At 69.7% G+C, this 24,754-nt stretch carries 19 protein-coding genes; 10 read left to right on the top strand and 9 right to left on the bottom strand.

All coding sequences use genetic code 11. From position 1 onward, the window contains the following. Positions 1 to 108: 108 nt before the first annotated feature. Positions 109 to 3,843 (bottom strand): S8 family serine peptidase, encoded by a 3,735-nt coding sequence (locus ABZ567_RS31045; RefSeq protein WP_360796390.1) that lies wholly within the window; start codon positions 3,841 to 3,843, stop codon positions 109 to 111. 262 nt (positions 3,844 to 4,105) lie between these two features. On the opposite strand from ABZ567_RS31045, the gene ABZ567_RS31040 reads away from it, so the two are divergent. Then, the gene (locus ABZ567_RS31040; protein WP_360796388.1) at positions 4,106 to 4,426 is read left to right on the top strand and encodes a hypothetical protein; all 321 of its coding nucleotides are present in this window, start codon (positions 4,106 to 4,108) and stop codon (positions 4,424 to 4,426) included. Positions 4,427 to 4,449: 23 nt separating this feature from the next. After that, on the top strand, positions 4,450 to 4,587 hold the full coding sequence (locus ABZ567_RS31035; RefSeq protein WP_360796385.1) for a hypothetical protein: 138 nt from the start codon (positions 4,450 to 4,452) through the stop codon (positions 4,585 to 4,587). A 26-nt stretch (positions 4,588 to 4,613) separates the two neighbouring features. Here ABZ567_RS31035 and ABZ567_RS31030 read toward each other — a convergent pair whose 3' ends face one another. The 3 genes from ABZ567_RS31030 to ABZ567_RS31020 all read right to left on the bottom strand — a co-directional run bounded on the left by ABZ567_RS31030 (position 4,614) and on the right by ABZ567_RS31020 (position 7,454). Continuing rightward, positions 4,614 to 5,993 carry a chloride channel protein gene (locus ABZ567_RS31030; protein WP_360796382.1) on the bottom strand — a complete coding sequence of 460 codons (1,380 nt, stop codon included), beginning with the start codon at positions 5,991 to 5,993 and terminating at the stop codon, positions 4,614 to 4,616. A 33-nt stretch (positions 5,994 to 6,026) separates the two neighbouring features. Next, positions 6,027 to 6,599: a potassium channel family protein gene (locus tag ABZ567_RS31025; protein ID WP_360796379.1), complete on the bottom strand. Its 573-nt coding sequence runs from the start codon at positions 6,597 to 6,599 to the stop codon at positions 6,027 to 6,029. Positions 6,600 to 7,040: 441 nt separating this feature from the next. Beyond that, positions 7,041 to 7,454 (bottom strand): hypothetical protein, encoded by a 414-nt coding sequence (locus ABZ567_RS31020; protein WP_360796376.1) that lies wholly within the window; start codon positions 7,452 to 7,454, stop codon positions 7,041 to 7,043. A gap of 205 nt (positions 7,455 to 7,659) precedes the next feature. Between ABZ567_RS31020 and ABZ567_RS31015 the strand changes: the two genes are divergently transcribed. Further along, positions 7,660 to 8,478: an SDR family oxidoreductase gene (locus ABZ567_RS31015; protein ID WP_360796373.1), complete on the top strand. Its 819-nt coding sequence runs from the start codon at positions 7,660 to 7,662 to the stop codon at positions 8,476 to 8,478. A gap of 267 nt (positions 8,479 to 8,745) precedes the next feature. Here ABZ567_RS31015 and ABZ567_RS31010 read toward each other — a convergent pair whose 3' ends face one another. Next, complete coding sequence (locus ABZ567_RS31010; RefSeq protein WP_360796370.1) at positions 8,746 to 9,864, bottom strand: lytic polysaccharide monooxygenase; 1,119 nt, start codon at positions 9,862 to 9,864, stop codon at positions 8,746 to 8,748. A gap of 694 nt (positions 9,865 to 10,558) precedes the next feature. Next, positions 10,559 to 11,581: a LacI family DNA-binding transcriptional regulator gene (locus ABZ567_RS31005; protein WP_360796368.1), complete on the bottom strand. Its 1,023-nt coding sequence runs from the start codon at positions 11,579 to 11,581 to the stop codon at positions 10,559 to 10,561. 401 nt (positions 11,582 to 11,982) lie between these two features. On the opposite strand from ABZ567_RS31005, the gene ABZ567_RS31000 reads away from it, so the two are divergent. The 3 genes from ABZ567_RS31000 (at position 11,983) to ABZ567_RS30990 (ending at position 18,017) form a co-directional block, all read left to right on the top strand. Continuing rightward, on the top strand, positions 11,983 to 14,568 hold the full coding sequence (locus tag ABZ567_RS31000) for a glycoside hydrolase family 9 protein (RefSeq protein WP_360796429.1): 2,586 nt from the start codon (positions 11,983 to 11,985) through the stop codon (positions 14,566 to 14,568). 129 nt (positions 14,569 to 14,697) lie between these two features. Then, on the top strand, positions 14,698 to 16,092 hold the full coding sequence (locus tag ABZ567_RS30995) for a cellulase family glycosylhydrolase (protein ID WP_360796365.1): 1,395 nt from the start codon (positions 14,698 to 14,700) through the stop codon (positions 16,090 to 16,092). Between the two features lie 767 nt (positions 16,093 to 16,859). Next, positions 16,860 to 18,017 carry an aromatic acid exporter family protein gene (locus tag ABZ567_RS30990; RefSeq protein ID WP_360796362.1) on the top strand — a complete coding sequence of 386 codons (1,158 nt, stop codon included), beginning with the start codon at positions 16,860 to 16,862 and terminating at the stop codon, positions 18,015 to 18,017. Between the two features lie 78 nt (positions 18,018 to 18,095). Here the strand turns inward: ABZ567_RS30990 and ABZ567_RS30985 are convergent, their stop codons facing one another. Then, positions 18,096 to 18,911, bottom strand: coding sequence for a nucleotidyltransferase domain-containing protein (locus tag ABZ567_RS30985; RefSeq protein ID WP_360796360.1), 816 nt, complete (start codon positions 18,909 to 18,911; stop codon positions 18,096 to 18,098). Positions 18,912 to 19,540: 629 nt separating this feature from the next. After that, a complete protein-coding gene (locus ABZ567_RS30980) occupies positions 19,541 to 19,948 on the bottom strand; it encodes a DUF1622 domain-containing protein (protein ID WP_360796357.1) in 408 nt (135 codons plus the stop codon). Between the two features lie 114 nt (positions 19,949 to 20,062). Between ABZ567_RS30980 and ABZ567_RS30975 the strand changes: the two genes are divergently transcribed. The 3 genes from ABZ567_RS30975 to ABZ567_RS30965 all read left to right on the top strand — a co-directional run bounded on the left by ABZ567_RS30975 (position 20,063) and on the right by ABZ567_RS30965 (position 21,855). Continuing rightward, positions 20,063 to 21,052: a magnesium and cobalt transport protein CorA gene (locus ABZ567_RS30975; RefSeq protein WP_360796354.1), complete on the top strand. Its 990-nt coding sequence runs from the start codon at positions 20,063 to 20,065 to the stop codon at positions 21,050 to 21,052. Between the two features lie 405 nt (positions 21,053 to 21,457). Continuing rightward, positions 21,458 to 21,694, top strand: a complete 237-nt coding sequence (locus ABZ567_RS30970; RefSeq protein WP_360796351.1) for a helix-turn-helix transcriptional regulator — start codon at positions 21,458 to 21,460, stop codon at positions 21,692 to 21,694. Continuing rightward, a complete protein-coding gene (locus tag ABZ567_RS30965; RefSeq protein WP_360796348.1) occupies positions 21,694 to 21,855 on the top strand; it encodes a hypothetical protein in 162 nt (53 codons plus the stop codon). The genes ABZ567_RS30970 and ABZ567_RS30965 overlap by 1 nt, the downstream gene beginning before the upstream one ends. Before the next feature lie 702 nt (positions 21,856 to 22,557). Here the strand turns inward: ABZ567_RS30965 and ABZ567_RS30960 are convergent. Continuing rightward, a complete protein-coding gene (locus ABZ567_RS30960) occupies positions 22,558 to 23,604 on the bottom strand; it encodes a YihY/virulence factor BrkB family protein (RefSeq protein ID WP_360796345.1) in 1,047 nt (348 codons plus the stop codon). 130 nt (positions 23,605 to 23,734) lie between these two features. On the opposite strand from ABZ567_RS30960, the gene ABZ567_RS30955 reads away from it, so the two are divergent. Continuing rightward, a complete protein-coding gene (locus ABZ567_RS30955; protein ID WP_360796342.1) occupies positions 23,735 to 24,541 on the top strand; it encodes a PRC and DUF2382 domain-containing protein in 807 nt (268 codons plus the stop codon). Positions 24,542 to 24,754: the final 213 nt, after the last annotated feature.

Genomic DNA, 24,754 nt, shown 5'->3' with positions numbered 1-24,754 from the left:
GCGGGGAGAGTATGCGCCATGGCGGCAGACCTTGAATAGCCCCTGGTGAGGGCATGTGCGAGAGGAAGGGCCCCGGGGAGTTGCCGCCCCGGGGCCCGACAGTCCGGTTCATCGCAGGCCGTACGCCCGGATGATCTCGTTCTTGACGCTGAAGCCGCTGTCCGTCCCGGCACTCGCGCGCAGCGAGACGAAGGCGCCGGGCTTCTTCGCCGTCCGGAACGAGCCCGTCCAGGAGCCGCTGGAGCCCTTGGTCAGGGTCACCTTCTGCCAGGTGGCGCCGTCGTCGTACGAGACGTCCAGCGTCACCGTTCTGACGGTGCCCGGCACGGTGCCGAGGTCCATCGACACGGGCTTGAGCGCGATCCGCTGGGTCGCGTCGGCCTTCACGTCACCGTGCAGGTCCGCCTCCAGCTCGTAGTCCAGGTTCAGCACCGAGAACGGCTGGACGGAGTCCGACTCGACGGTGTCGGACATGAAGGTCCACTCGGTGTGGGTGCGCGTCGACAGCCGGAAGACATCCCCGGGCCGCTCCACGTCGAGGACGGCACGGTAGGGCAGGTTGCCGGCCGGCACCTCCACCCACTGCATGTCGCCGCTGACCGGGTTGTCGTGTATCAGCGTGTCGCCCTGGAAGACCTGCAGGTGGGAGGGGGTCTCACCCCACGGCAGATAGCCACCGAGCCGCATGGTGGCGCTGGCGGAGGCCCACGCCTGCACGTTCCAAATCATGAGGTTCTGCCAGCGCGAGTTGTACACGCCGAAGGATTCGCTCTGGCCGGGCCGGGTCACCGGAGCGAACCAGTCCAGTCGGGTGGTGCTGCCCTTGGTGTACGTGTTGTCGCCCGACACCATCGACCACGGCAGCGGTCCGTCGACACCCTGCGTGTGGAACTCCCTCCAGACCTGCCCCGGGGTCACCCACTCGGTGCGGGTGCCCGGGTGCCACTCGCGCTCGGGGAAGTTGAGCGACGGGCTGAGGGTGAAGTCGGAGCGGTAGCCCTCGGCCGAGCGGCCGCCCGCGGCCGCGTAGTAGCGGGCGTCGATCCGGGCGAGGTCCTGGTGCGTCGGCTTGTAGACGAGAGCCCGGTCCGGCACCCGGCCGGGGTAGTCACGGGTCAGGTCGTAGACGTACGGGGTGTACTCGCTCTGCTTCATGGTCAGCTTGTGGTTGCCCGCCTTGGCCATCGCGACCAGGGTCTTGCCCGCGTCGCGGTGCACGGTGGCGACCGGGACGGCCGACTCGCCGACGTACTCCATCAGGGCTCCGACACCGTCGTTGACCACGATGAGCGCCTTCGCTCCGGCCGCGGCAGCGGACTCGGCGCGCTCCTGCGGCGAGACGTCGTCGCTTCGCTCGACGACGACGACCTTGCCCTTGGCGCCGAGGCCCTCGTACGCGGCCGCCCCGCCGTCGCCGGCGTAGACGGTGCCCAGGGTGTCCGTAGCGGTGCCCAGGGCGCTGCCCGCCTGCACCCGTGTCTCGAACCGCAGCCGGCTGCCGGGCGTGGCCAGGCCGAGCTGCGGCTCGCCCTTGCGCCAGCGGGTCGTCAGGATGAACTCGCCCCGCTTCATGGGCTCCGTCGGGGCGACGTAGACATCGTCGTACGTCGGGGGCAGCACATAGGCGCTGCGGTAGTCCATGTACGGGTCGAGGCCGTCGTAGTGGACGTTGAAGTCGACCTTGCGCTGGCGGTCCTCGGTGAGCTGGGGGGCCTCGGTCTGCAGCAGGCGTGCCTTGCTCGCGTCCAGTACCACCTCCGCCGAACCGTCCTCGAGCACCGTCTCGGGAGCGACGAGCACGGCGAGACCCGAGCGGTCCGCCCTCTCTCCTGTCACGTCGAGGTACCCCGCGACGGTGTAGAGGCCGGGTGCCATGCGCATGGTCGTCGAGCCGTCGACGTAGACCGACCACGGCCAGACGTCTCCGGCCAGGTTGACTCCGACCCAGCCGGAGGCGGGCCTGCCGTCCTTGCCGACCAGCTTGATGTTCAGGTCGTAGCGCTCCTCCTCCTTGAGCAGCGCCACCGAGGTACGGGTCACGGGCTTCCCCGTCGCCGCGTCCGTGGCCGTCACATGACCGGCGTGGCGGCCCGGCGACGCGGCTCGCGGGTCCCCGGTCACCGGGACGGCGGCGGTGCCGCCTGCCGGGACGGTCACGGCGGTGGCTCCCAGGGTGAACGGCCCGTCCCCATCGGTCAGCGCCAGGTTCAGCGTCACGTCGACGGAACCGGTGTTGGTGAAGGTCAGGTCCTTCGTGACGGCGACGTCGCCCGGCTGGTGCGGCCAGGTGTAGTTGCCGAAGAAGAGCGATCCGGTGCCACGGACCTCGGTGCGCACGGCGGCGGCCACATCGAGTCGGCCGGTGCCGACCTCGTACGGCGAGTACCCGCCGTCCAGGCCCTGCGCGGTGCTCGTCAGGTGCTCCTTCAGCTGCGCGCCGGTCCACTCCGGGTGCCGCTGGGCCAGGATCGCCGCCGCGCCCGCCACGTGCGGTGTGGCCATCGACGTACCGCTGATGGTGCGGTAGAGGCCCTCCCCGCCGTCGGTCATCTCCTGCGACCGGGCGGCGGTGATGTCGACGCCCGGCGCGGCGATGTCCGGCTTCATGCCACCGGAGACGGCCAGCGGGCCGGTGCTGGAGAAGGAGGCGAGCCGGTCCTGCTTGTCCGTGGCGGCCACGGTCAGCGCCGACGCGGCCGCGCCCGGGGCGGAGATGCTCTCCGGCCCCGCGTTGCCGGCGGCTGTCACGAACAGCGTGCCGTACCGCGCGGACAGCGCGTCGACCATCTGCGACATCGGGTCGCTGCCGTCCGTCGGGTAGGAGTCGCCGAGGCTCATGTTGACCACGTCCGCGCCGGACTCGGCGGCCCATTGCATGCCGGCCATGACCCAGGAGTTCTGGCCGGAGCCCTCCGCACCTCCGAGCACCTTGCCGACGATCAGGTCGGCGCCGGGGGCCACGCCCTTGTTCGTGCCTCCGGAGGCGGTACCCGAACCGACGATCGTGCCGGCCACGTGCGTGCCGTGCCCATTGACGTCGGTGACGCCCTCGCCCGGCACGAAGCTCGCCGTGCCGTCGATCAGGCCGGCGACGTCGGAGTGGTTGACGTCGATGCCGGTGTCGAGCACCGCGACCTTGACGCCTTTGCCGTCGTATCCGGCAGCCCATGCCTGAGGCGCGCCGATCAGCGGCACGCTCTCGTTCAGCGTGGCCTTCACGCGACCGTCGAGCCACAGCTTTTCGAGTCCAGCGCCCAGCGTGGCGCTGCCTTGCGGCGCAAGAGCGGTCCAGAAGGTGCGCGCCTGCCGCTTCTCGGTGCTGAGCACCGCACCCCTGATGCCTTCGAGCTTGCGGGTCAGTCTGCTGCCCCGGGGGGTCGTCGGCTCCGCGGCCGCGCGTGACGTCGGTCCGGCGTACGTCGCGATCAGCGGTACCACGGCCGACTTCGCGTCGTCGTACCCCATCTCGATCAGGTCGGTGACGTTGAAGAGCCTCCGGTCCAGCTTGTCCGTGCCGAGCAGCGGCGCCGCTTCGTCCGGGATGACGAACAAGTCGCCTTTGACCTCCTGGAGTTTGACGCCGCCGACGGCACTGTCCGGACGGTCGACGTCGGCCGTCTGCCTGCCGTCGGCCGCCGTGGTCACGGTGACGACATCGCCGGTGACGAGGGTGACCTTGTGGGTCGCCGACGGCTTGGCGGACACGGCGGGCTTGCTCGGGGCGGCTTGTGCAGGGGCCTGGAGAACGGCGATGCCCGACGCCAGCAGTGGCACGGCGGTGGCCGCCGAGATGAGGCGCCGGCGCCTGCGCCAGAAGGCGGAAGCATGAGAGGGGAAGTACATGCCCCGGGTCTACCGACCGGTGGAAGCCGTCGTGAAGGCTTCGCGACGGCAAGTCCTCGCCATGACACATGTTTGTCAGCCGTGAACCGTGCGATTCCGGTCGACAACGCCTTCTCACGGCCGTGCTGTTCGCTGCACGGACTGACCGGCCGGCTCCCGGCTCGCCTCGCGAGCGAAGGCCAACCCGTCGCGGTCATATTGAGTGCACGACAAGAAAGCCACGGTTTACACGCGTCCACCAGCCATCATCAGCGACGAGTCGATGCGCCATCCGCACATCAAGCGCGTCCTTGCGACCGGTGCCACCGCGGTCGCCGCCGCCGCACTGCTGCAGGCCCCGGCCCAGTCCGCGGTCGTCCCGGAGCATGCGGTCGTCACCTGTCAGAGCGCCGGCTTCTACGCCAACCACAACAGCTCCTCCGGCCCCACCGGCCCGGTCCGCACCCTGTCCTACGGCGACAAGGTCGGCCACACGCGCGGCGCCCACCCGGTCTACAACGGCTGGGCCGCCACCTTCGACTTCGGCCCCAACGACTGGGGCTACGTGCGCCACGAATGCATCGGCGGCTACGGCTCGTGGTGAGCCGGACTACGCGAGGAAACGTCATGTCCGCACCCCGCACCGTCCGCGCCCTCCGCACCGCGGCGGTGGCAGCCGCCATCGGCGCCACCCTGCTGCTCTCCTCCGGCCCCGCCCAGGCCGCCAACGGCACGGTCGGCGAGCGGGATGGATGGTTCTGCTGAGCGCGGCCGTCGGGCCCCCTCGTCCGTCAGGCCCGCACAAGTCCACCCCCAGGAGCCTTACCGCGTCGGCGGCGGGGCTTGGGCGACGGGCCGGGCGGAAGCAGCTCGGCGGTGACGAAGGCCGTCACGGCCGCCAGAATCACCACCGGGATCGTCTCGGAGTTCCCGAGGACCAGGACCACGAGGGCCACGCTGCTGACCGGAAGCCGCAGTGCGGCCGTCGCTGCCGCGGCCATGCCCGCGGCGGCACCGGGGATCACCCCGAGGCCGGGCAGTGGCGCGAGGAGTACGCCCGCCGCCGCGCCCAGGAAGAGTACGGGAAACACGAGTCCGCCGCGGAGGCTGCCCAGGCACAGGGCGTACGCGGCGGATTTGAACAGCAGGACGGCCAGAAGTGCGCCCACGCTCCAGGCGTGCGGATCGGCGGCGAGTTCGGCCAGGGAGGCCTGGCCGGACGAGGCGACCTCGACCGGGGTGCGACCCGTGACGACCGTATAGAGGGCGGCGCAGCCTCCGGCGGCGACCGCGCAGATCACCGTCCGGACGAACGGGGAGTCCGCCACGAAGGCAGCGGCCAGCCGGCCACCGGTGATCACCAGATGCACCAGCGCACCGATGCCTGCCGCCAGCACGATCGACCACACCACGTCGCCGGTGTCCAGGCGTGGGGGTGGCGTGGGGAAGTGCACGGAGAGACTGCCGGTCTCAAGGCCGGTCCAGCGTCCGAAGCCGGTGAACACCACCGCCCCGACGCCGCTCGACAGCAGAGCGGGGAGCATGACGACGAACAGCTGCGGACCGCCCACGCCCGCCACCTCGATCAGAAGGACCGCGGCGACGAGCGGGTTGCCGAAGATGGCGGCGATGCCTGCCGCCGCGCCGGCCGCTCCCAGCAGTGCGGTGCTCTGCGGGGTGGCGGGGACGCGGACGAGACGACGGAAGAGCAGGGCGAGGCCGCCGCCGAACGCGATCAGGGGTGCCTCGGGGCCGAGGGCGGCGCCGAGCGGCAGGCTCGCGGCGGCTGCGATGACCACTCCGGGCAGGGCGGCGGCCGAGGGGCCTCCCGCGTGCAGGCCGTACGCCGGAACGTGACCGCCCGAGCCGGGCAGACGGGTCACGACCAGCCCCACGAGGACCCCCGCGACGGAGAGCAGCGGCAGCGGCCACCAGGCCGGCGGCGTGTCCCAGCCGAGTGCCTTCGGCACGTCCGCCCACAGCACGTGTTCCAGCTCGTGCAGACCGACGAGGAACCAGAAGGCCGCCAAGGAGATCGGGATGCCGATCAGGGCACTGAAGATCAGGACCTTGCGGTACGCGGGCGTCCGCAACAGGTCGCGCAGCCGATCGGCTTCCACGGACTCCGCTGGACCTCGGTCAGGAGCCGGGCGGGCTCTCGGCGGCGTCATCGGTTCAGTCCTTCCGGGCCGGGGACACGAGGATCACTGCTCACGCTGTTCCGGTGCCGGGGAGGACCGGCGTCGCTCCAGACCGAGGCGTACCGCTCCGACCATGACCTTCGCGATCAGGCCTACCAGGATGATGTCCGCCACCATCTGGACTGTGGTCAGCACCCGGGCCGTCTGGGAGACGGGCACGATGTCACCGAAGCCGACGGTGGCGAAGACGGTCACGGTGAAGTACAGGGAGTCGGTCCGGCTGAGCGGCTCGGAGAAGGAGTGCCCTCCTTGTTCTCGCGCGTAGAGGAAGTAGGTGGCCGAGAACAGCAGCAGGAAGAGCGGGACGGCGGTGGTCAGCGCCTCGACGGCACGCAGCCGGGGGTGTGACGAACCGATGATGCTGACCGCCTGCAGGGCGAGCAATGCGCCGATTCCCAACAGCCCCATGACGAGCACCGTGACGGTGTGCTGATCGAGGTCACGGCCGAGGGGAAGCAGGAAGTACGCCACGGTGGCCGCCGCCACCACGGCCGTGGAACGCAGGAGCGGCAGGAGCAGGCGCATGCGGTGCGCGCGCAGCCACCGGCTTCGGTCACCCCCCTGCGGCGTACTCATGAGGCCGCCGGCTCCGTGATGCGGCGTTGCGGATCCACCGACGTGCTCCGTTGCCCCTCGGGAGACGACATGCGGTGTGAGGGATCCGGCCTGCTGGGCTGAGGTTCCATACGGATCTCCTGCGAGAGCACTCCGCGGGGGGCCGCGAGCGGCGGAGCACCCGCCGCCAGTCCAGCAAAGGCGCTTCTTCCGGGTCCCGCGACCGGAGCCACGCCCGCGCGAAGAACTTCGGTGCCGCCACCCTCATGGCGCCACCGAAGGACACGAGCCGGCAGCCGCACGGCCCGTTGCGGCCCTTCGGGTGAACCTCCGCCCGGAAGTCGCCCAGGTCGGGCACCGACACCGTCGACTTGCCCGACCCGGCGACGCCGACGATGAGCACCAGGTCGGGCAGCGGCCGTTCCCCTGTCGCGCCGGCCACGGACGTCGAGATCCCGGACGTCAGTCGCTCCGCGGTCCGGGGGCCACGCACAGGGCCCAGATGACGAAGGCGTCGATCGCGATGAAGAGCAACGCCCACCACGGTGTGTAGGGGAGCCACATGAAGTTCGCGATCATGCTGAGACCCGCCAGCACCACGCCGACGACCCGGGCCCACGTAGCCCCCTTGAACAGGGCGAAGCCGGCCAGAGCGATCACGAGGCCCAGGACGAGGTGGATCCAGCCCCAGCCGGTGAGATCAAGCTTGTAGACGTAGTCGTCGGTGGCGACGAAGACGTCGTCATCGGCGATGGCCGAGATGCCCGCGAGCAGCGTCATGATGCCGCTGAAGATCATCATCACGGCGGCGAACACCAGCCAGCCGCTGCCGTGGGTGGTCTTTCTCGAGCCGGATTCCCTCACATGGGTCGTCATGACAGGTTCCTCCTGCCTCTCTGGGCTGCCCGTCGGCGTTTCCGTGCGACGAGTCGGATACGTCCAATCTGACCTCCCGCAGCCTGCGGCGCACATCGGCGGGCGGTGCCGAAGGGAGGTCACAGCTCACAGGGGCGCCCCGGCGCCCTCTCATTAAGATCACCGGGACGGGGACGGCGGACGAGACACGGGAGAGGCAGCGGGCATGGCGAACGAGCGCGTGTACCTGGTGACCGGGGGCGGAACGGGGATCGGGGCCGCGACCGCGCGGTCATTGGCCCGAGCCGGACACAGGGTGGCGGTGTCCGGGCGTCGCCCCGAGCCACTGCGGCTGGTCGCCGAGGAGACCGGCGCCCTGCCCGTACCGTCGGACATCGGGGACCCCGCCGCCGTGGCCTCGCTCGTCGAGACGGTGGTCGGCAAGTACGGGCGGCTCGACGGTCTGGTGCTCAACGCCGGCATCGGGCGGGGCGGCGGGGTGGGCGAGGTGACCCTGGAGGACTGGGACGAGGTCATGCGGACCAACCTCACCGGTCCGTTCCTGCTCCTGCGCGCCGCGCTCCCGCATCTGCTCGACGCCCGCGGCGCGGTGGTCGCAGTGGCCTCGGTGTCCGCTCTCCGCAACGGCCTTGGTAACGCCGCCTACGCCACTTCGAAAGCCGCGCTGCTCCAGTTGTGCCGCTCGCTCGCGGTCGACTACGGAGGCGCGGGGCTCCGCGCCAACACCGTGTGCCCGAGTTGGGTGCGCACCGACATGGCCGACCGTCGAATGAACCGGTTCGCCGACGAGGCGGGCCTGGGCGGGAACGGTCTGGAAGCGGCGTACGAGGAGGTGACCCGGGTCCTGCCCGCCGGACGGCCCGGTAAGCCGCACGAGGTCGCGGAGGCCATCGCCTGGCTGCTGTCGCCCGCCGCCTCGTTCGTCAACGGTGCGACGCTCACCGTCGACGGCGGCGCGACCGCACTCGACCCGGGCACCCTCGGCCTCGAGTTCCGGCTGGAGCCACGCGCCCCGCGGGCCTGACCCACAGCCCGGTGGGCCTGACCGACAGCCCGGCGGACATGACCGGTCACGCTCCACCGTCGGTCATCCCGCTCGGCCGGGACGCCCATCAGCACGCCGCCGCCGGCGGGGACCGGCCGAGTGGCTGGGGCATCGCGACCAGGTGTCCGCCCCACCAGCACCCTCCGCGCCTGGCATCCTTCTTGACCGGGAGTTGCGCCGAAGGGTTACCGGCGTCCCGCGCCGGTCCCCGCGTGACGCGGGAACCGGCGCGGCTTCCCTGAGCTGCTACGGGTTGACGCAGCCGATCGAGCCGACCGGATAGTCGTTGCCGGTCGAGGTCGCCGTGAACCCGAAGGTGACGCTGCCCTCCGGCGGGATGGTCCGGTTGTAGTCGAGGTTCTTGACCGTGAGCGTGCCGTCGGATCCGGTGGTCAGCCCGCCGTTCCACACACTGCTGACCTTGGTGCCCGCGCCGGGCGTCCACTTCACCGCCCAGCCGTCACGCGCCGTCGTGCCGTGGTTCATGACCTCGACGGAACCCTGGAAGCCGCCGCTCCAGGAGTTGGTCACCCGGTAGACGGCCATGCACCCGGTGTGCGGGTCGGTGGGGGTCGGAGTGGGAGTCGGAGTAGGGGTGGGAGTAGGCGTCGGCGTCGGAGTAGGTGTCGGGGTCGGGGTGCTGCCCGAGCCGCGGATACCGGTCACTTCGCCGTTGCCGCCGTCGAAGACGATGTCGGAGCAGGAGAAGAAGTTCTCCTGGCTGTCCGAGCGGACCCACTGGATGAACATCACCGCGTCACCCGAGCGGCCCGAGGGCAGGTTCAGATTCCAGTAGTAGTGGCCGCCGTCCGTGCCCGGCGAGCCCGTCTGCGGCGGGTTGGTGACGGTCTCGATCAGCTCCAGGTCGTCCCAGCCCAGTTCGGTGCTGGGCGAGTAGCCGGGCTTGGACAGGTAGACGCGGAACGAGCCGGGGTGCGCGGCCCAGTTGCTGTGCTTGATCTGGATCGTCTTCCCCGACGTCAGGTGCGTGCGGGGCCAGTCGGAACGGGCGGCGTTGTAACCGGTGAAGTTGTAGGGCGACCGGTCACCGGCGCTGCACAGCTTCCCGTCCGGGACGTAACCCGGCCCCCGCCCGCCCGCGTTGGAGTCGAGCACGGCGAACCAGTTGTACAGAGCGGTCGCGCCGCTCTCGTTCAGTGCCGCCCTGCACGCCGGGTTGGTCGGGTCCAGAGCACCGGTGCTGGTCTTGGCGTCCAGCCAGCAGAGGTAGGTGCGCGACCCCGGCGTCATCGTCACGCCGTGCGCCTGCGCGCTGCCCTGTCCCATTAATGTCAGGGCGATCCCGCTGAGCAGCGTCGCGAGCACCGCCGCCAGGGAAACGAGTCGTTTCTTCCGTCGAATCATGGTGTCTCCTGTGCCTGTGTGGGGACTATCTTGCGGTCGGGGTCTCTCTCGTGCGGCGAGCGTCCGGTGATGCGACCCTCGCCCGCCCGGGACAGGTGACCGCCGGACGGGCGAGGAGTCTGGGGGTGTGGCATGCGCGGATCAGAGGGGCGGGCGCCCGGGGGCGAATGGGGCGGCACGGCAGGTGGGGAGGACGGCCCGAACACCGGCGAGCCGGCGTCGCGGGTGAAGGGGCAGGGCGGCATCGGCGAGAACGCCGTACCGTCCGATGCTTTTGGGAGCGCTCCCACTCCGTTGGCTCGTAGGGGACTGTAGGAGCGGCGCCGTGCTCTGACAACCCATCGGGACAGGATGCGTCGAGCGAATTCCGAAAGGGCAGGCCAGGGACGGCGAAGCGATCCGTCGATGCGCGTCGGCACATCGCCGACCGCTTGGGAGCGCTCCCGAAACCGGCGCTGCGGTGCCGGTGCCGGTGCCGCCGGGACGGTGCCGGTGCCGGTGCCGGTGCCGGTGCCGCCGGGACGGTACCGATGGCCGCCGACGCCCAGCCGCTGCCCCGCTTGTTCGACGATTCCCGCAACGCGACATCTGGCATTCAGCAGGCCGGCCCACCACGTCTACGGGCCCACCGAACGGCGGGCCGGACCGACGACGACCCGGTGTCACGAATCCCGACGCGGCGCGCGAGGACGCCTCAGGCCGACTCGCGCACCACCAACCGCGTCCGCAGGATCACATGGCGCCAGGCCACCTCCGGCTGCGCCATCTCCTCCAGCAACAGCCGCACCATGGTCCGGCCGATCTCCTCCATCGGCTGGCGGACGGTCGTCAACGGCGGCTCCGTCTGCTCGGCCAGCTCGAAGTCGTCGAAGCCGACCACCGCCACGTCCTGCGGCACCCGGCGCCCCGCCGCGTGCAGGGCGGCCAGTGCCCCGGCGGCCATGCTGTCCGACGCGGCGAAGACGCCGTCGACCTGCGGGTGGCGCTCGATGAGTCCGGCCATCGCCCGCCGCCCGCTGGTCTCCGTGAAGTCGCCCTCCACGACCAGGGACGGCAGCTCGTCGAGCCCGGCGTCGCCCAGCGCTTCCCGGTAGCCGCGCAGCCTGCACTGGGCGACGTACATGTCGGGCGGGCCCGTGATCGCGGCGATGAGCTTCCGTCCCCCGCCCACCAGGTGGCCGACCGCGGCCCGCGCGCCGCCGACGTTGTCCGCGTCCACGTAGGTCACCCGCTCGTCACCCGAGCGCCTGCCGAGCAGCACCGTGGGCAGGCCGGCGTCGGCGAGCATGTCGGGCAACCGGTCCTCGGCCCGCACGGACATCAGCAGCGCCCCGTCGACCCGGCCGCCGCGAAGGTACTCCACGAGCCGCTGCCGCTCGGCGTCCGTGCGGACGAGAGTGAGCAGCAGCTGCACTCCCGCCTCGTCCAAGGCGTCGCCGACCGCCCGCGCGATCTCCGAGAAGAACGGCTCTCCGAACAGCCGCCAGTCCGACTTCGTCATCACCAGTGCGACGGCGCCCGCCTGCCGCCCGGCCAGTGAACGCGCGGCCAGGTTGGGCACATAACCCAGTTCGTCGATGGCGCGCTGTACGGCACGGCGTGTGGATGCCTTGACGCCCGACGCGCCGTTGATCACCCGGGAGACCGTGCCCCGCCCCACTCCGGCAAGGACTGCCACTTCCTCCAGCGTCGGTGTGCCGGAACCTCGCTTCAGCATGATCCCACCCCCAAGAACACCAGATCCTACGGCCCGACAGGGGCCGGACCACATGTCCTGACGGACCGCCAGGTGCCGTGCGGGCGCGGAGTGTCGCTGTGTTCGATCCGGACGCGGTCCCCCGTCGGGGCCGGAGTCTCGTGCAGTCGCGGCCGGCGTCTGGTGAACCCGATGACGGTGGCGAATCCCGTCGAACAGCTTGACTGCGCATCTCGGGACCACGAGATTGGGAGCGCTCCCACTCGCTGTGCCGCACTGCCGGACATCACGCCGGTGCCCCAGTCACCGCGTGCCTTTCCCCTCCCCGTAAGGACTTCAGTGTGCCGCGACATCAGTCCCCCTCCTCCCCCGTGCCTCGTCCGTACCGCCGACCGGGCCGCTCCGGACGTGTAAGCGTGTTGATGGGCGCGGCGGCCACCGCCGGGCTGGTGGCCGCCGGCCTGGTCACGCCCGCCGGTGCCGCCGAACCCGCTGACGACGCCCCCGAAATCATCGTCAACGGAGACTTCTCCGCGGGCACCGCCCCCTGGTGGTCGACGGCCAACAGTCCCGTCGCGGTCGTGGACGGACGCCTGTGCGCCGACGTCCCCGCAGGCACGACCCATGCCTGGGACGCCATCGTCGGTCAGAACGGGCTCACCCTCGTCGCGGGCGAGGCGTACACGCTGAGCTACACGGCGACATCCACCGTGCCGGTCACCATTCGCGCCAACGTGCAGATGGCGACCGAACCGTGGAGCACGGAACTCTCCACCGCGCAGCCGATCGGGACGACCGCCGAACGCGTCACCGAGACCTTCACGGCCGGAGCCGACCACGAGGCCGCTCAGCTCGCCTTCCAGATCGGGGGCGGCGCGGAGGCCCTCACCTTCTGCGTCGATGACGTGTCGCTGCGCGGCGGGACCGCGCCACCACCGTACGAACCGGACACGGGATCGCCGGTCCGGGTCAACCAGGTCGGGTACCTCACCCACGGCCCCAAGGGCGGGACCTTCGTCACCGACGAGACCGGCCCGCTGCCCTGGACGCTCGACTCGGCCGACGGGACGCGCCTCGCCGGGGGCACCACCACTCCGGCGAACGTGGACACCGCTTCCCGGCAGAACGTCCATACCTTCGACTTCAGCGCGGTCACGTCGCCGGGAGAGGGCTACACCGTCACGGTGGCGGGGCAGAAGAGTGAGCCGTTCGCCATCGGCGACGACCTGTACGCGTCGCTGCGCACCGACGCGCTCGCGTACTTCTACCACAACCGCAGCGGCATCGAGATCGACGCGGACATCGTGGGGGAACGGTACGCGCGGCCGGCCGGGCATGTGGGTGTGAGCCCCAACCAGGGCGACAACGACGTGCCCTGCCAGCCGGGTGTCTGCGACTACCGCCTCGACGCGGCAGGGGGCTGGTACGACGCCGGCGACCACGGCAAGTACGTCGTCAACGGCGGTATCGCCGTCGCTCAGTTGATGTCCACGTTCGAACGGACCCTTTACGAGGAGACCGCCGACGCCGGCCCGCTCGGTGACGGTCGGCTCCGGCTTCCCGAACACGGCAACGCGACTCCCGACATCCTCGACGAGGCCCGCTGGGAGCTGGAGTTCCTGATGCGGATGCAGGTGCCCGCCGGGAAGCCGCTGGCCGGTATGGCCCACCACAAGCTGCACGACAAGGAGTGGACGGGACTGCCGACCCGGCCGGACCGTGACCCCCAGCCCCGGGAACTCCACCCGCCGACCACGGCGGCCACCCTCAACCTGGCGGCCACCGCCGCCCAGTGCGCCCGGCTCTTCCAGGTCTACGACGCGGACTTCGCCACGCGGTGCCGGTCGGCCGCGCGAGCGGCGTGGACGGCCGCCAAGGCCCACCCGGACGTCCTCGCCGATCCCCAGGACGGCACGGGCGGCGGCGCCTACCCCGACGACGACGTGCGGGACGAGTTCTACTGGGCAGCGGCGGAACTCTTCCTCACCACCGGCGAGGACGCGTACCGCCAGGAAGTCCTGCGCTCCCCGCTGCACGGCCACACCGACGCGGTCTTCCCGCGCGGCGGCATGTCATGGGGAGCGGTCGCCGGGCTCGGTGCCCTGAACCTCGCGACCGTGCCGAGCAGGCTGTCCGCCGACCAGCTCACGACGGTGCGCGGCATGGTGACCGAAGCCGCCGACGGTTACGCGGCCGACTCGGCCGGAGCGGCGTACGGCCTTCCGTACGCGCCCGGTGACGGGCACTACGTATGGGGTTCGAACAGCCAGGTCGCCAACAACATGGTCGTCCTCGGCTCGGCACACGACCTGACCGGCAGGACCGCCTACCGTGACGCCGTGCTGCGCGGACTGGACTACCTGCTGGGCCGCAACGCGCTGAACCAGTCCTACATCACCGGATACGGCGAGCGGGACTCGCGCAACCAGCACCACCGGTTCTGGGCCAACCAGCTCGACCCCGCTCTGCCGAACCCCGCCCCCGGATCCCTGGCCGGCGGCCCGAACGATGCCATCCAGGACCCGGTCGCGCAGGCCAAACTGCGGGGCTGCGCACCGTCGATGTGCTACATCGACGACATCGAGTCCTGGGCCACGAACGAGATCACCATCAACTGGAACGCCCCGCTCGTCTGGGTCGCGTCCTACGTGGACGATCTGGGGAGTGGTGCGCCCGGGAAGGCGCAGTGCGAGGTCACCTACACCTCGCAGCGCTGGGGCGGCGGCTTCACCACCCAGGTCGTCGTGAAGAACACCGGCGCTTCGGCCATCACACCCTGGAAGCTCGACTGGACCTTCGCCGACCAGCAGCGGCTGACCGACCCGTGGGGTGCCGACGTCCGGCAGAGCGGCCCCCGGGTCACTGCCGAGGCGCTGAGCTGGAACGCCCGGCTGGCGCCCGGCGGCACCGTGCGGTTCGGCTTCAACGGCCGGTCCACCGGCCTCGTGAACGACCCGAAGGTCTTCCGACTGAACGACCGGGCCTGCGGGATGCCGGCCCAACGATGAGGGATCCGGCCTGACACGGGCACGTGCCGGGGCCGACTCCGCTCACGGGCGAGGCCGGCCGTTCTCGGGACGACGCCTTTCGGGAACGTCCCCGTTGCGTCGTCCACACTTCACACGAGGAGCAACGCTATGAAACGACGCCTAGTGGCTGTACTGGCGACCTGCGCGACGGCCCTGGGTCTCACGGCCCTGACCGGCCCCGAGGCGGTGGCCGCCGGCGGATGCAAGGTCGACTACACGGTCACCAGTCAGTGGCAGGGCGGCTTCCAGGCCGCCGTGAAGGTCACCAACCTGGGTGACCCCATCAGCGGGTGGACTCTCAAGACCACCATGCCGGACGCCGGGCAGAAGCTCGTCCAGGGCTGGAACGCCACCTGGTCGCAGTCCGGCTCCACGGTCACCACCGTCGGCCTCGACTGGAACCGCACGCTGGCCACCGGCGCGGCGGCCGACGTGGGATTCGTGGGCTCCTTCACGGGCGCCAACCCGAAGCCCACGGCGTTCACCCTCAACGGCGTCGCCTGTACGGGCTCCGTCGTGGAGCCCCCGCCCGGAGGCGAGGAGCCCCCGCCCGTCCCGGGCACCGGCACCCCCGTGGACGTCAACGGGAAGCTCCACGTCTGCGGCGTGAACCTGTGCAACCAGTACAACCGCCCCGTACAGCTGCGTGGGATGAGCACGCACGGCATCCAGTGGTTCAGCAAGTGCTACAACACCGCGTCCGTGGACGCGCTGGCGAAGGACTGGAAGTCGGACCTGCTGCGCATCGCGATGTACGTGCAGGAAAGCGGTTACGAGACCGACCCCGCGGGCTTCACCAGCCGGGTGAACAGCCTCGTCGACATGGCCGAAGCCCGTGGCATGTACGCGATGATCGACTTCCACACCCTGACGCCCGGCGACCCGAACTTCAACCTGGAGCGCGCGAAGACCTTCTTCGCGTCCGTCGCGGCCCGCAACGCCGACAAGAAGCACGTGATCTACGAGATCGCCAACGAGCCCAACGGTGTGAGCTGGACGGCCATCAAGAGCTACGCCGAGCAGGTCATCCCGGTGATCCGGGCCGCCGACCCGGACGCCGTCGTCATCGTCGGCACCCGCGGCTGGTCCTCGCTGGGCGTCTCGGACGGCTCCAACGAGAGCGAGGTCGTCAACAATCCCGTCAACGCCACCAACATCATGTACGCGTTCCACTTCTACGCCGCGAGCCACAAGGACAACTACCGCGCGGCGGTGAGCCGGGCGGCCTCCCGACTGCCGCTGTTCGTCACCGAGTTCGGCACGGTGAGCGCCACCGGCGGTGGAGCGATGGACCGGGCGAGCACGACGGCCTGGCTGGACCTGCTCGATCAGCTGAAGATCGGCTATGCGAACTGGACGTATTCCGACGCCCCCGAGAGCAGCGCCGCGTTCAAGCCTGGCACCTGCAACGGCAGCAACTACAGCAGCAGCGACGTGCTGACCGAGTCAGGGGCGCTCCTCAAGGGCCGGATCAGCACTCCTGACAGTTTCCCCACCAGCTGACCGACAGCCTCGTCCCCTCGTGACGGTCCGCCGGATCCTCCGGCGGACCGTCTTGAGCCGTCCACGCCCACCTCGAGCCTGCCGGTCTTCTCGATCCGCCGAGCCGGCCGACGTGCGCCGACGTGCGCCGACGCCACTCGACTCCCTCAAGCGGATCGTCGCCGCCAGCCTCATCGGAACCACCATCGAGTGGTACGCCAACTCATTCGATCAGCGCTAGGACCTGCGCCTTCCTCGCCTCCAGACCACCAAGATCAGCACCGAACCAGCACGGGAAATCGTTCGGCTGGGCGCGGGGGCGAAGCCCAGCGTCACCAAGGGCCGGCAGAACCAGGTCCATGGTCCAGTGGCCACCAGCACCTACCAAGCGAACCTCACCTCGCCCTGCTCACCGCCGCCGAGGCCCGTACGGCGGTCGGGCCCTCCAGCTCCTGGGGCGCCTCGATCCGCGCGGGCAGAACCCGGCGGCCGGGCAGCCGAATGGCGACCACGGTGTCGCAGGCAGCCGTCGCACTCCGGCGACTCCCATATACCCGGCTCGCGGGCTCCTCGATGCCGGGTGGACCGTTCTCTCGAACGTCCCGTGGACGTACATGCCGCCGGGACGGGTAGGGGGGCACAACCACCGAAAGCGACGAAGGGCAGAGAGACTCGTGCCGGAACGTACGGCGGGATCACCGGTAACCCAGTGGTTCCGGGACCGCAGGCGCGCCACGCGCGCGTTCGTGTGCGGGGCGATACGGGAGCCGGGAGAAGCGCGGGATGCCATGCTACTGCTTTCCAAGGGGGCGGTCGCCGCGACCGCCGCGTGGTGTCTGGCTTCCTGGCTGCTGCCCACGGCTGTCACCACGTTCGCCCCGTTCACCGCGTTGCTGGCGTTGCAGTCCACGGTCTACCGGTCGCTGCGGGACTCAGCGCAGTATCTGGGGGCTATGGCCATCGGAACGGCAGTGGCGGCGGGCTTCGGCAGTACCGTCGGCGTCCACGTGTGGACCCTCGCCGTCCTGGTCTTTCTCGCCCTCGTGGTGGCCCGGGCCGACCTGCTCGGCGGGCAGCGCTCCCAGGTACCGGTCGTCGCCCTCTTCGCGTTCGTGGGCGGCGGCGGACGGATCGACTACATCGGCCATCTGGTGACCTCCGCGGTCATCGGGGTGTGCTGCGGCCTCGCCGCCCACTTCGTGATCGCCCCCGCTCCGCACTCCGACCGGGCGCGCGGACGGGTCGCCGACCTGACCGGACTGACCCAGGAACTGCTGCACGACCTGGCCCGGGCCGCCGCAGGGGAGACTTCCGGCGAGGATGCGTGGAGCGACTGGTCACACCGCTGCGAGGAACTGGCTGCGCAGGCGGCCCGCACCCGCGCGGACCTCGAACGAGAACAGGAGAACACCAAGCTGAACCCGCGACAGCCGTGGAGCAACACCCAGGCCATCCTGCACCGCTACGACGAGACCATCAGCACCGTCGAGCGGATCGGTACCTACGTGCGGTCCATCGCCCGGGCCCTGACCTATGAACGGCAGGCCTTCGAAACGTCCGAACCGACCAGCGTGTCCGAAGCATCCGGCCCCAAGGACTTCCTCGTCTCATACGCAGCACTTCTACAAGCCACCGCCACAGCTCTTGAATGCCTGAACCCGCCGCATGGGCCGGAGGACCCCAGCCGGCTCCGACGCCACATCCAGGACGCTGAGCACCACTGCGAACGGGCGACGGACATGGCGCGCGTCAGCCATGCCGACCGCCCGAGGCGGTGGCCCGTCCACGGCACGGCACTCGTAGAGGCCACACGAATCCTTGAGGAGATCACCCACCAGGCGGACCGCGCGGAGGAAACATGTCGCTGTGGGCCCCACGACGATGCCCTAGACCCCGACCACTGCTTCGCGTCGATGCCCCGTGACATCCTGAACAAGGGCGGGTGACCGGGGATGACCAGATGCCAGTGCACTTCTGAACTGGACCGCCGGCTTCATCGCGAACTTCCACAGTTGCAGCACTGCTCACCTGGTGAGCTCGCGACCTACCTCCGCGACCAGCCTGTCAGCATCATCAAGGGCAGCAGCGAGCGCCTCCGGAGTCGTACCGAGCGCGGAAAACAACCCGTGAGCCCGTCCCGCAAAGTCCTCAGGTGCAGCAGTGAGGCCTCCTGCGGCCTGCACGGCACCCTTCTCGTTGAGCACCCATCCTCTGGCATGGGCGTGGAGGGCATGGACGAGAAGTCCAACCGCGCGGAACAGGCAACCGGCGACGTAGAAGGCGTCACCGCGGGATGCTCCCTTGCGAGCGCCGGCCAGGATGAACGGTGCCTCCCATTGCGCGTTGCCGATGAGCGCCTCGCGCAGAGGCTCCGGATAGAGACGCGTCTGTTCCTGCAGGGCCTGAAGCTCGCCAGTGGGGTCGGTGAGGATACGTCCCAGGGCCACCTCACCGGCATATGCGTGGGAGTACACCCCCAGGGGGTGGCCGGGCTGTGCGCCGATCTCGAACTGCCCGGCCTGGCACTGCTGCCAGACGCGGTGGACACGGTCGATGTCGCGGTAGATCCAGTCGACGTGATGGCCGTCGATCGTCAGCCAGCCGCCGCCGTCCACCCACGGTCCCCAGCCGCCCGGCTCGGTGACCTCTACCGGCTCACCGGTCAGCTCGGCCGCCAGCAGACGCAGCCTCGCGGTGTCGAGCGGTGGCCGGTAGTACAGGCCCAGGTCGAAGTCGGAATCGGAGCGGTGCGTACCTCTCGCCCGACTGCCCCCCAGACACACCCCAACGACGCCCTTGACCTCTACCAGCCGATTCGCGATCCTCGCCAAGCGATCCATGGACCACAGTCTGCGGAGGTGGATCACCAGGCGCGACCGATTTACCCAGCACCCCCGACCAGAGGGTTCGCCCCTGCGGGTGACGTGCTGAGAGCCCGGGGGAATACAAGGTAGAGCCGATCAAGAAGGCGATCCTCACTTCCCTCGGCCTTGCCGATACGCCGAAGTCCAGCGGCCTCGGTTGCCGTTTCCACGGCAGTGCCCAGTGGCGGCACATGACCATCGCGCGTACCGACGGATCGATGCCTGCCGGACCGGCCCGTTCAGCGGGCTCGCCGGGTTCTGCACACGCCGGGGTGCCTTGCACTGGCGTCATGTCTCCCTACCGGATCACCCCGTCACATGGTCACGACCCGGGGCAGGGACTCGCGTGACGAAGTCCCGGCCCGCACGAGAAGGCTTGGCTTCTAGGCCGACCAGCTCGGTGATCTTCTCGCCGTTGCCGGGCGGGGCGGGCCAACAGCCGAAGGGCCCCTCCTACCGGGCAGCGCGCCAGGTCCGGCGCCCCCCTTGGCGTGGTCGCTACCGGAGCATTCACCAATCTTCCCGCTGGCTGGCCCGGATCACGGCCTCCGACCCGTGAAACACCGGAGCCAAGACGACGACCCGGATCAACGGAGTCCCCCTGCCTACCTGGAGGCGGCGGGGCACGCAGTTGATTCTGTTTGGTCGTGTTCTATCTCTGCGCGTTCTTGGGCGATCTCCCGGGTGAGGAAGAAGTTGAGAACAGTCCGGATGGCGGCGATGGCTGCCAACTGGCCGATTTCGGTGAAACTGGGAGCGACCGCGGTGCGCAGGACGTCTCCGGCGAGCTGGAACTCCAGTCCCAGCACGAGGAAGCGTCCGAGGCTGAGCCGGATCTTGTTGAACTCGGTGATGAAGGAACGCCTGCGGAGTGCGGTTGTGGCAAAGCGGACGAAGGCCCAGATGGCGCCGGTGAAGATGATGAGTGCGCCGGCGGCTTCGATCACGTGGACGAGCCACCCTATGACGTCCCGCACCGAGGACTCGGACAGCAGTTCTCCTGGCAATGACATCCGAGCCCTCTACCCTCCGAACGCCCGCTCTACCTGCGCGGGTGGTTATGGGGGGGGAAACCGGTGGTGCATGAAATCGGCGGGTCGAAGCATGCGTAGGGGATGGAATGCGTGATGTACGAGGAGCAGTCGGGCCGGTCGGAGACGGTGGAATGCGGCCTGGAAGAGGAGGCCTGCCAGCTGGTACTGAAGCAGCTGCGCGGCCTGGGTGAGGGCGAGTTCGGCTGGGTGCGCCTGATCGACCCGTCCGAGGCAGAGCTGACACGGCTGGCGAAAGAGCTGGGCCTGCATCCCCTGGCGGTCGAGGACGCGGTCCAGGCGCAGCAGCGTCCCAAGCGTGAGCGCTTCGGCGAAGTCCTGGCCGTCGCGCTCAAGACGCTCTGGTACGTCGAGGCGGAGGCGGCGGTGGAGACCGGGGAGATGATGGTTTTCGTCGGCCCCCGGTACGTGCTCACCGTGCGGCACGGTGGGGCCGATCCGGCCGCCGAAGCCACACGCCGGCTCGAAGCCGACCCCGACATGCTGCGCTTTGGTCCGCTGTCCGTTCTGCATGCCGTCCTCGACGTGGCCGTAGACGCCTACAGCAATGCCGCGGACAGGGTACGGGCCGCACTCACCAAGCTGGAGGACCGAGTCTTTTCCACCTCCCGCGAGGACCACACCGAGGCGATCTATTCCCTCAAGCGGGAGGTGCGGGAGTTCCGCGACGCGGTGCAGCCCCTCGTCCCCGTCCTGCAGGGGCTCCTGACCGGCCCGGGCCAGGACGGGCAGAGCCATCCGCCCAAGGTGCTGCCCTACTTCCGCGACGTGGCGGATCACCTGAACCGCACCGACACAGAGGTCCGGTCGCTGGACGAGCTGCTGAATTCGGTCCTGGACGCTCAGCAGGCGCGGGTGGGCACCTGGCAGAACGACGACATGCGCCGAATCTCGGCCTGGGCGGCGATCTTCGCGATCCCCACCATGGTCGCCGGTGTCTACGGGATGAACTTCGAGCACATGCCCGAGCTGCGCTGGAGTTACGGCTATCCGCTCGCGCTCGGCCTCATGGTTCTGGCTTCCGGGCTCCTCTACCGCGCCTTCCGCCGCAACGGCTGGCTCTGAACCAGCCCGGGCTCACGATGCAGCCGGTGCTGTTGACGTCACGTGCCCCAGGCCAGCCAGCGAGGCACTTAGGACGTGGTTGAACGATGGAACTCGGCTGGGACTCGACGGCAGCTCCCTGCTGGAGGTAGCGGAGCTGCCCCGTCGGTACGCAGCCGCGCACGGGCAGAGCACGCAAACAAGCCCGAGCCGACACGTAGTACAGCTGTAGATCCGCCCCCAAGTGCAATTCTGTTCGCCTCGCCCCTCGGCCCGCTCCCAGGTGTCTTACGGGGTGAGGCGCCTGAACCGCCTCCGCGGTGCCGCAGGAGGTCCCTCGTCTGCTGCCTCGCTGTAACTCACGCGCATTCGGGTGTCCTCCGGCGCGGACGGCATAAGGGCCAGGGACTGGGGCAAGAGCGAGAAATGGCCGACCTGTCGCACGTCCTCGAAGTAGCCATGCGCCGCCGGCACCTCAGTGTGCAGGCGCTCGCGGACCGCACCGGTATCCGCACCCCACGCATCAGAGTCTTCGTCCAGGACGGCACCGCAGGTCCCATCCACCCCACCGAGCAGGAGCTGCGCGAACTCGCCCACGCCCTCGACCTCCCCCTGGCCGAGGTCCTTCCCGGCGCCGCCCTCACCGGCGTGCCCGGCGCGTGATGCCAGACCCGGCGGCGCCGACCGCCGCCCTCCTCGCGCTCGGCTTACCCGGAGCACTCCTGGCCGGCGTTCTCGCCCTCGGCCGGTACGAGGAACTCCTCCTCGCCTCGCGGACCGCTGCGCTGCACCGGCGTCCCCGTGCCCGCCATGCCCGCCGCTGAACGGCATCGAAGATGCGAACGCAGGGCACGCGAGGATGAGAGCGGAACGGCCACCGTTGGCTGTCCCGGGGGGGCCTGAGTGCAGAGGAGACCCAGGTGAAAGGCTTTCGTAGCTTCATCCTGGTGGTCCTTGCCCATCAACAAGCTCCACGAGCGTCTCGCCCCCCACCAGGACGTCCAGGCACCCAAGCGCGACTGCCACCGAATGCCTCAGCCCGGTTCCTGCCCAGGCCCGCCGCTGCGCGTCCTGCACCGTCCCGCTGCCCAACGTGTCCGCCCAGGTGGCAGCCGAGACACAGCGTGTCGGCTGATAGGGAGCAGACGCTGGGCCCGATACCACAGTCGATCCCGGGTGGGGATGGGGAAGACCGTGGGCGACAGGCACAGATCTCGCTTCTGGCTGCGTCTCAGCCGCAGTGCTGGAGCCTGGAACCTGCCGTGAGCGGACGGCGGCGTCTTGGGGGCGGGCGCAGCAAGCGGCTGCTCAGGACGTCGCGCCGCCGTACCGCCTGCCAGCCAGTCCGGCTCACGGCTCAGCGCTCACCTGCGTGTTCGGCTGCTTCCTCGACCGGGGGCAGGAGCTGGCGGGCCCAGTCGCAGTCCCCTGCGGCTATCCGCCGGGTCATCTGGTGATCCCTCTCGAAGCGCCGTCAGGATCCCCATGCTGTGACCCTGCCCGCCCGCGGCGCCTCCACACAGAGATCACTCAAGGCGACGGCGGTCTTCATCGCTCCACTTACGGGTGTCGCGGGGCTCGACATAGGGCTCCTCGTCCTCCGGGTGCCCGCCGGCGACCGCACGCTGACGGGCCATCTCGGCGTCGAACTCCAGACCGAGAAGGATGGCCAGGTTGGTGATCCACAGCCACACCAGGAAGATGATGACACCCGCCAGGGTGCCGTACGTCTTGTTGTACGAGCCGAAGTTCGCGACGTAGAACGCGAAGCCCACCGAGGCGAGCATCCAGATCACCAGTGCCAGGAAACTGCCGGGAGTGACCCACTTGAACCCGCGGCCCTTGGCGTTCGGGGCAGCCCAGTACAGGATCGCGATCATCACCGTGACGAGCAGGACCAGAACCGGCCACTTCGCGATCGACCACACCGTCAGCGCACTGTCACCGATGCCGAGGGCGGCGCCCGCCTGGCGGGCCAGCCCGCCGGTGAACACCACGATCAGGGCACTGACCACAGCCAGGACCATCAGCGTGATCGTCAGTGCCAACCGCAGCGGCAGGACCTTCCAGACCGGGCGGCCCTCGGGCATGTCGTAGACGGCGTTCGAGGTACGGATGAACGCGGCCACGTATCCGGAAGCCGACCAGATCGCCACGGCGATGCCCACGATTGCCAGGAGTGAGCCAATGCCGGCATTGCCCTGCAACTGCTGGACCGCGTTGCTGATCACGTCGCGCGCTGGACCGGGTGTCATCTTCTGCAGGTTGTCCAGGACCTGTTTGGTCGCCGACTCACCCGCGATGCCCAGCAGCGATACCAGCACCAGCAGGGCCGGGAAGAGAGCCAGCACGCCGTAGTACGTCAGCGCCGCGGCCCGGTCGGTGAGCTCGTCGTCCTTGAACTCCTTCAAAGTGCCCCGCAGCACCGCCATCCACGACCGTTTCGGCATGTCGGAAAGCTGATCCGGAGCCCGCTCCTCGACCTGCTCGTCGGGGCCCACGCCGCCGGGCCTGCCGCCGTCGGCAGTGGGCTCACGGTCCTCACCATGCTCGGGTTTCGGTGTGCGTGTCATACCCGGCAGCTTTCCCATCACGCCCGCCCCATGCATCACCGAAGCCGGGCGGGACGGGCGGTTGCGTGCGCCCCAGAGGGGTAGGCGCAAAAAGGACCAAAGGGAAGAAATCCACGCAAAGGGAGTGAACATGATCACCCAGGACCAGATCTCGTCGGTCCTCGACCACCCGGTCTACGACTCCAACGGGAACAAGCTCGGCGAGGCCAAGCACGTCTTCCTTGACGACGCCACCGGCCAGCCGGAATGGGTCAGCATCAAGACCGGCCTGTTCGGCATGAACGAGTCCTTCGTCCCCATCAAGGACGCCACCATGGTCGAAGACCACCTCGAGGTTCCCTTCGCCAAGGACAAGATCAAGGACGCGCCCAACGTCGACGTCGACTCCGGCGGCCACCTCTCCGAAGAGGAAGAACACCGCCTCTACGAGCACTACGGCATCGACTGGGACGCCGCGTGGAGCCAGGCCAACCAGCCCGGCACCGGCGGCTGGGCTCACAGCGGCGACACCGACACCTCCGCGGACATGAGGTCGGCAGGCATGGAGCAATCCGGCGACGACGCCATGACCCGCTCCGAGGAGCAGCTGCATGTCGGGACCGAACGCCAGGAAGTCGGCCGCGCCAGGCTGCGCAAGTACGTCGTGACCGAGGAGGTCCAGCAGACCGTCCCCGTACGCCGTGAGGAGGTTCGCGTCGAACGCGAACCGATAACGGACGAGAACCGCGACGCAGCCATGTCCGGCACCGACATCACCGAGGCCGAACACGAGGTGATCCTCCACGAGGAGAGGCCCGTGGTGCAGACCGAAGCCGTTCCCGTGGAACGCGTCCGCCTGACCACCGAGGAACAGACCGACGAGGAGACCGTGACCGGCGAGGTCCGCAAGGAGAAGATCGAAACCGACACACCGGACGACGACATGCGTGACCGCTGACGCCGGTCGAGGCCCGCTCGGCCGGCAGACCCTGCCCCGGCCGAGCGGGCTGCTGTCCTCGCCTGCACCGCACGAACCTCACGACGCGGCAGCTCACCACGCTCTTCGGCGTGCGGGCTGCTGTCCTCGCCTGCACCGCACGAACCTCACGACGCGGCAGCTCACCACGCTCTTCGGCGTGCGGGCTGCTGTCCTCGCCTGCACCGCACGAAC

Origin of the sequence: Streptomyces sp. NPDC016459 (genome assembly GCF_040632845.1) — a bacterium.
Lineage (GTDB): Bacteria > Actinomycetota > Actinomycetes > Streptomycetales > Streptomycetaceae > Streptomyces.
Note: the sequence above shows the minus strand (reverse complement) of the source record. Positions and strands in the feature narration are given on the sequence as shown.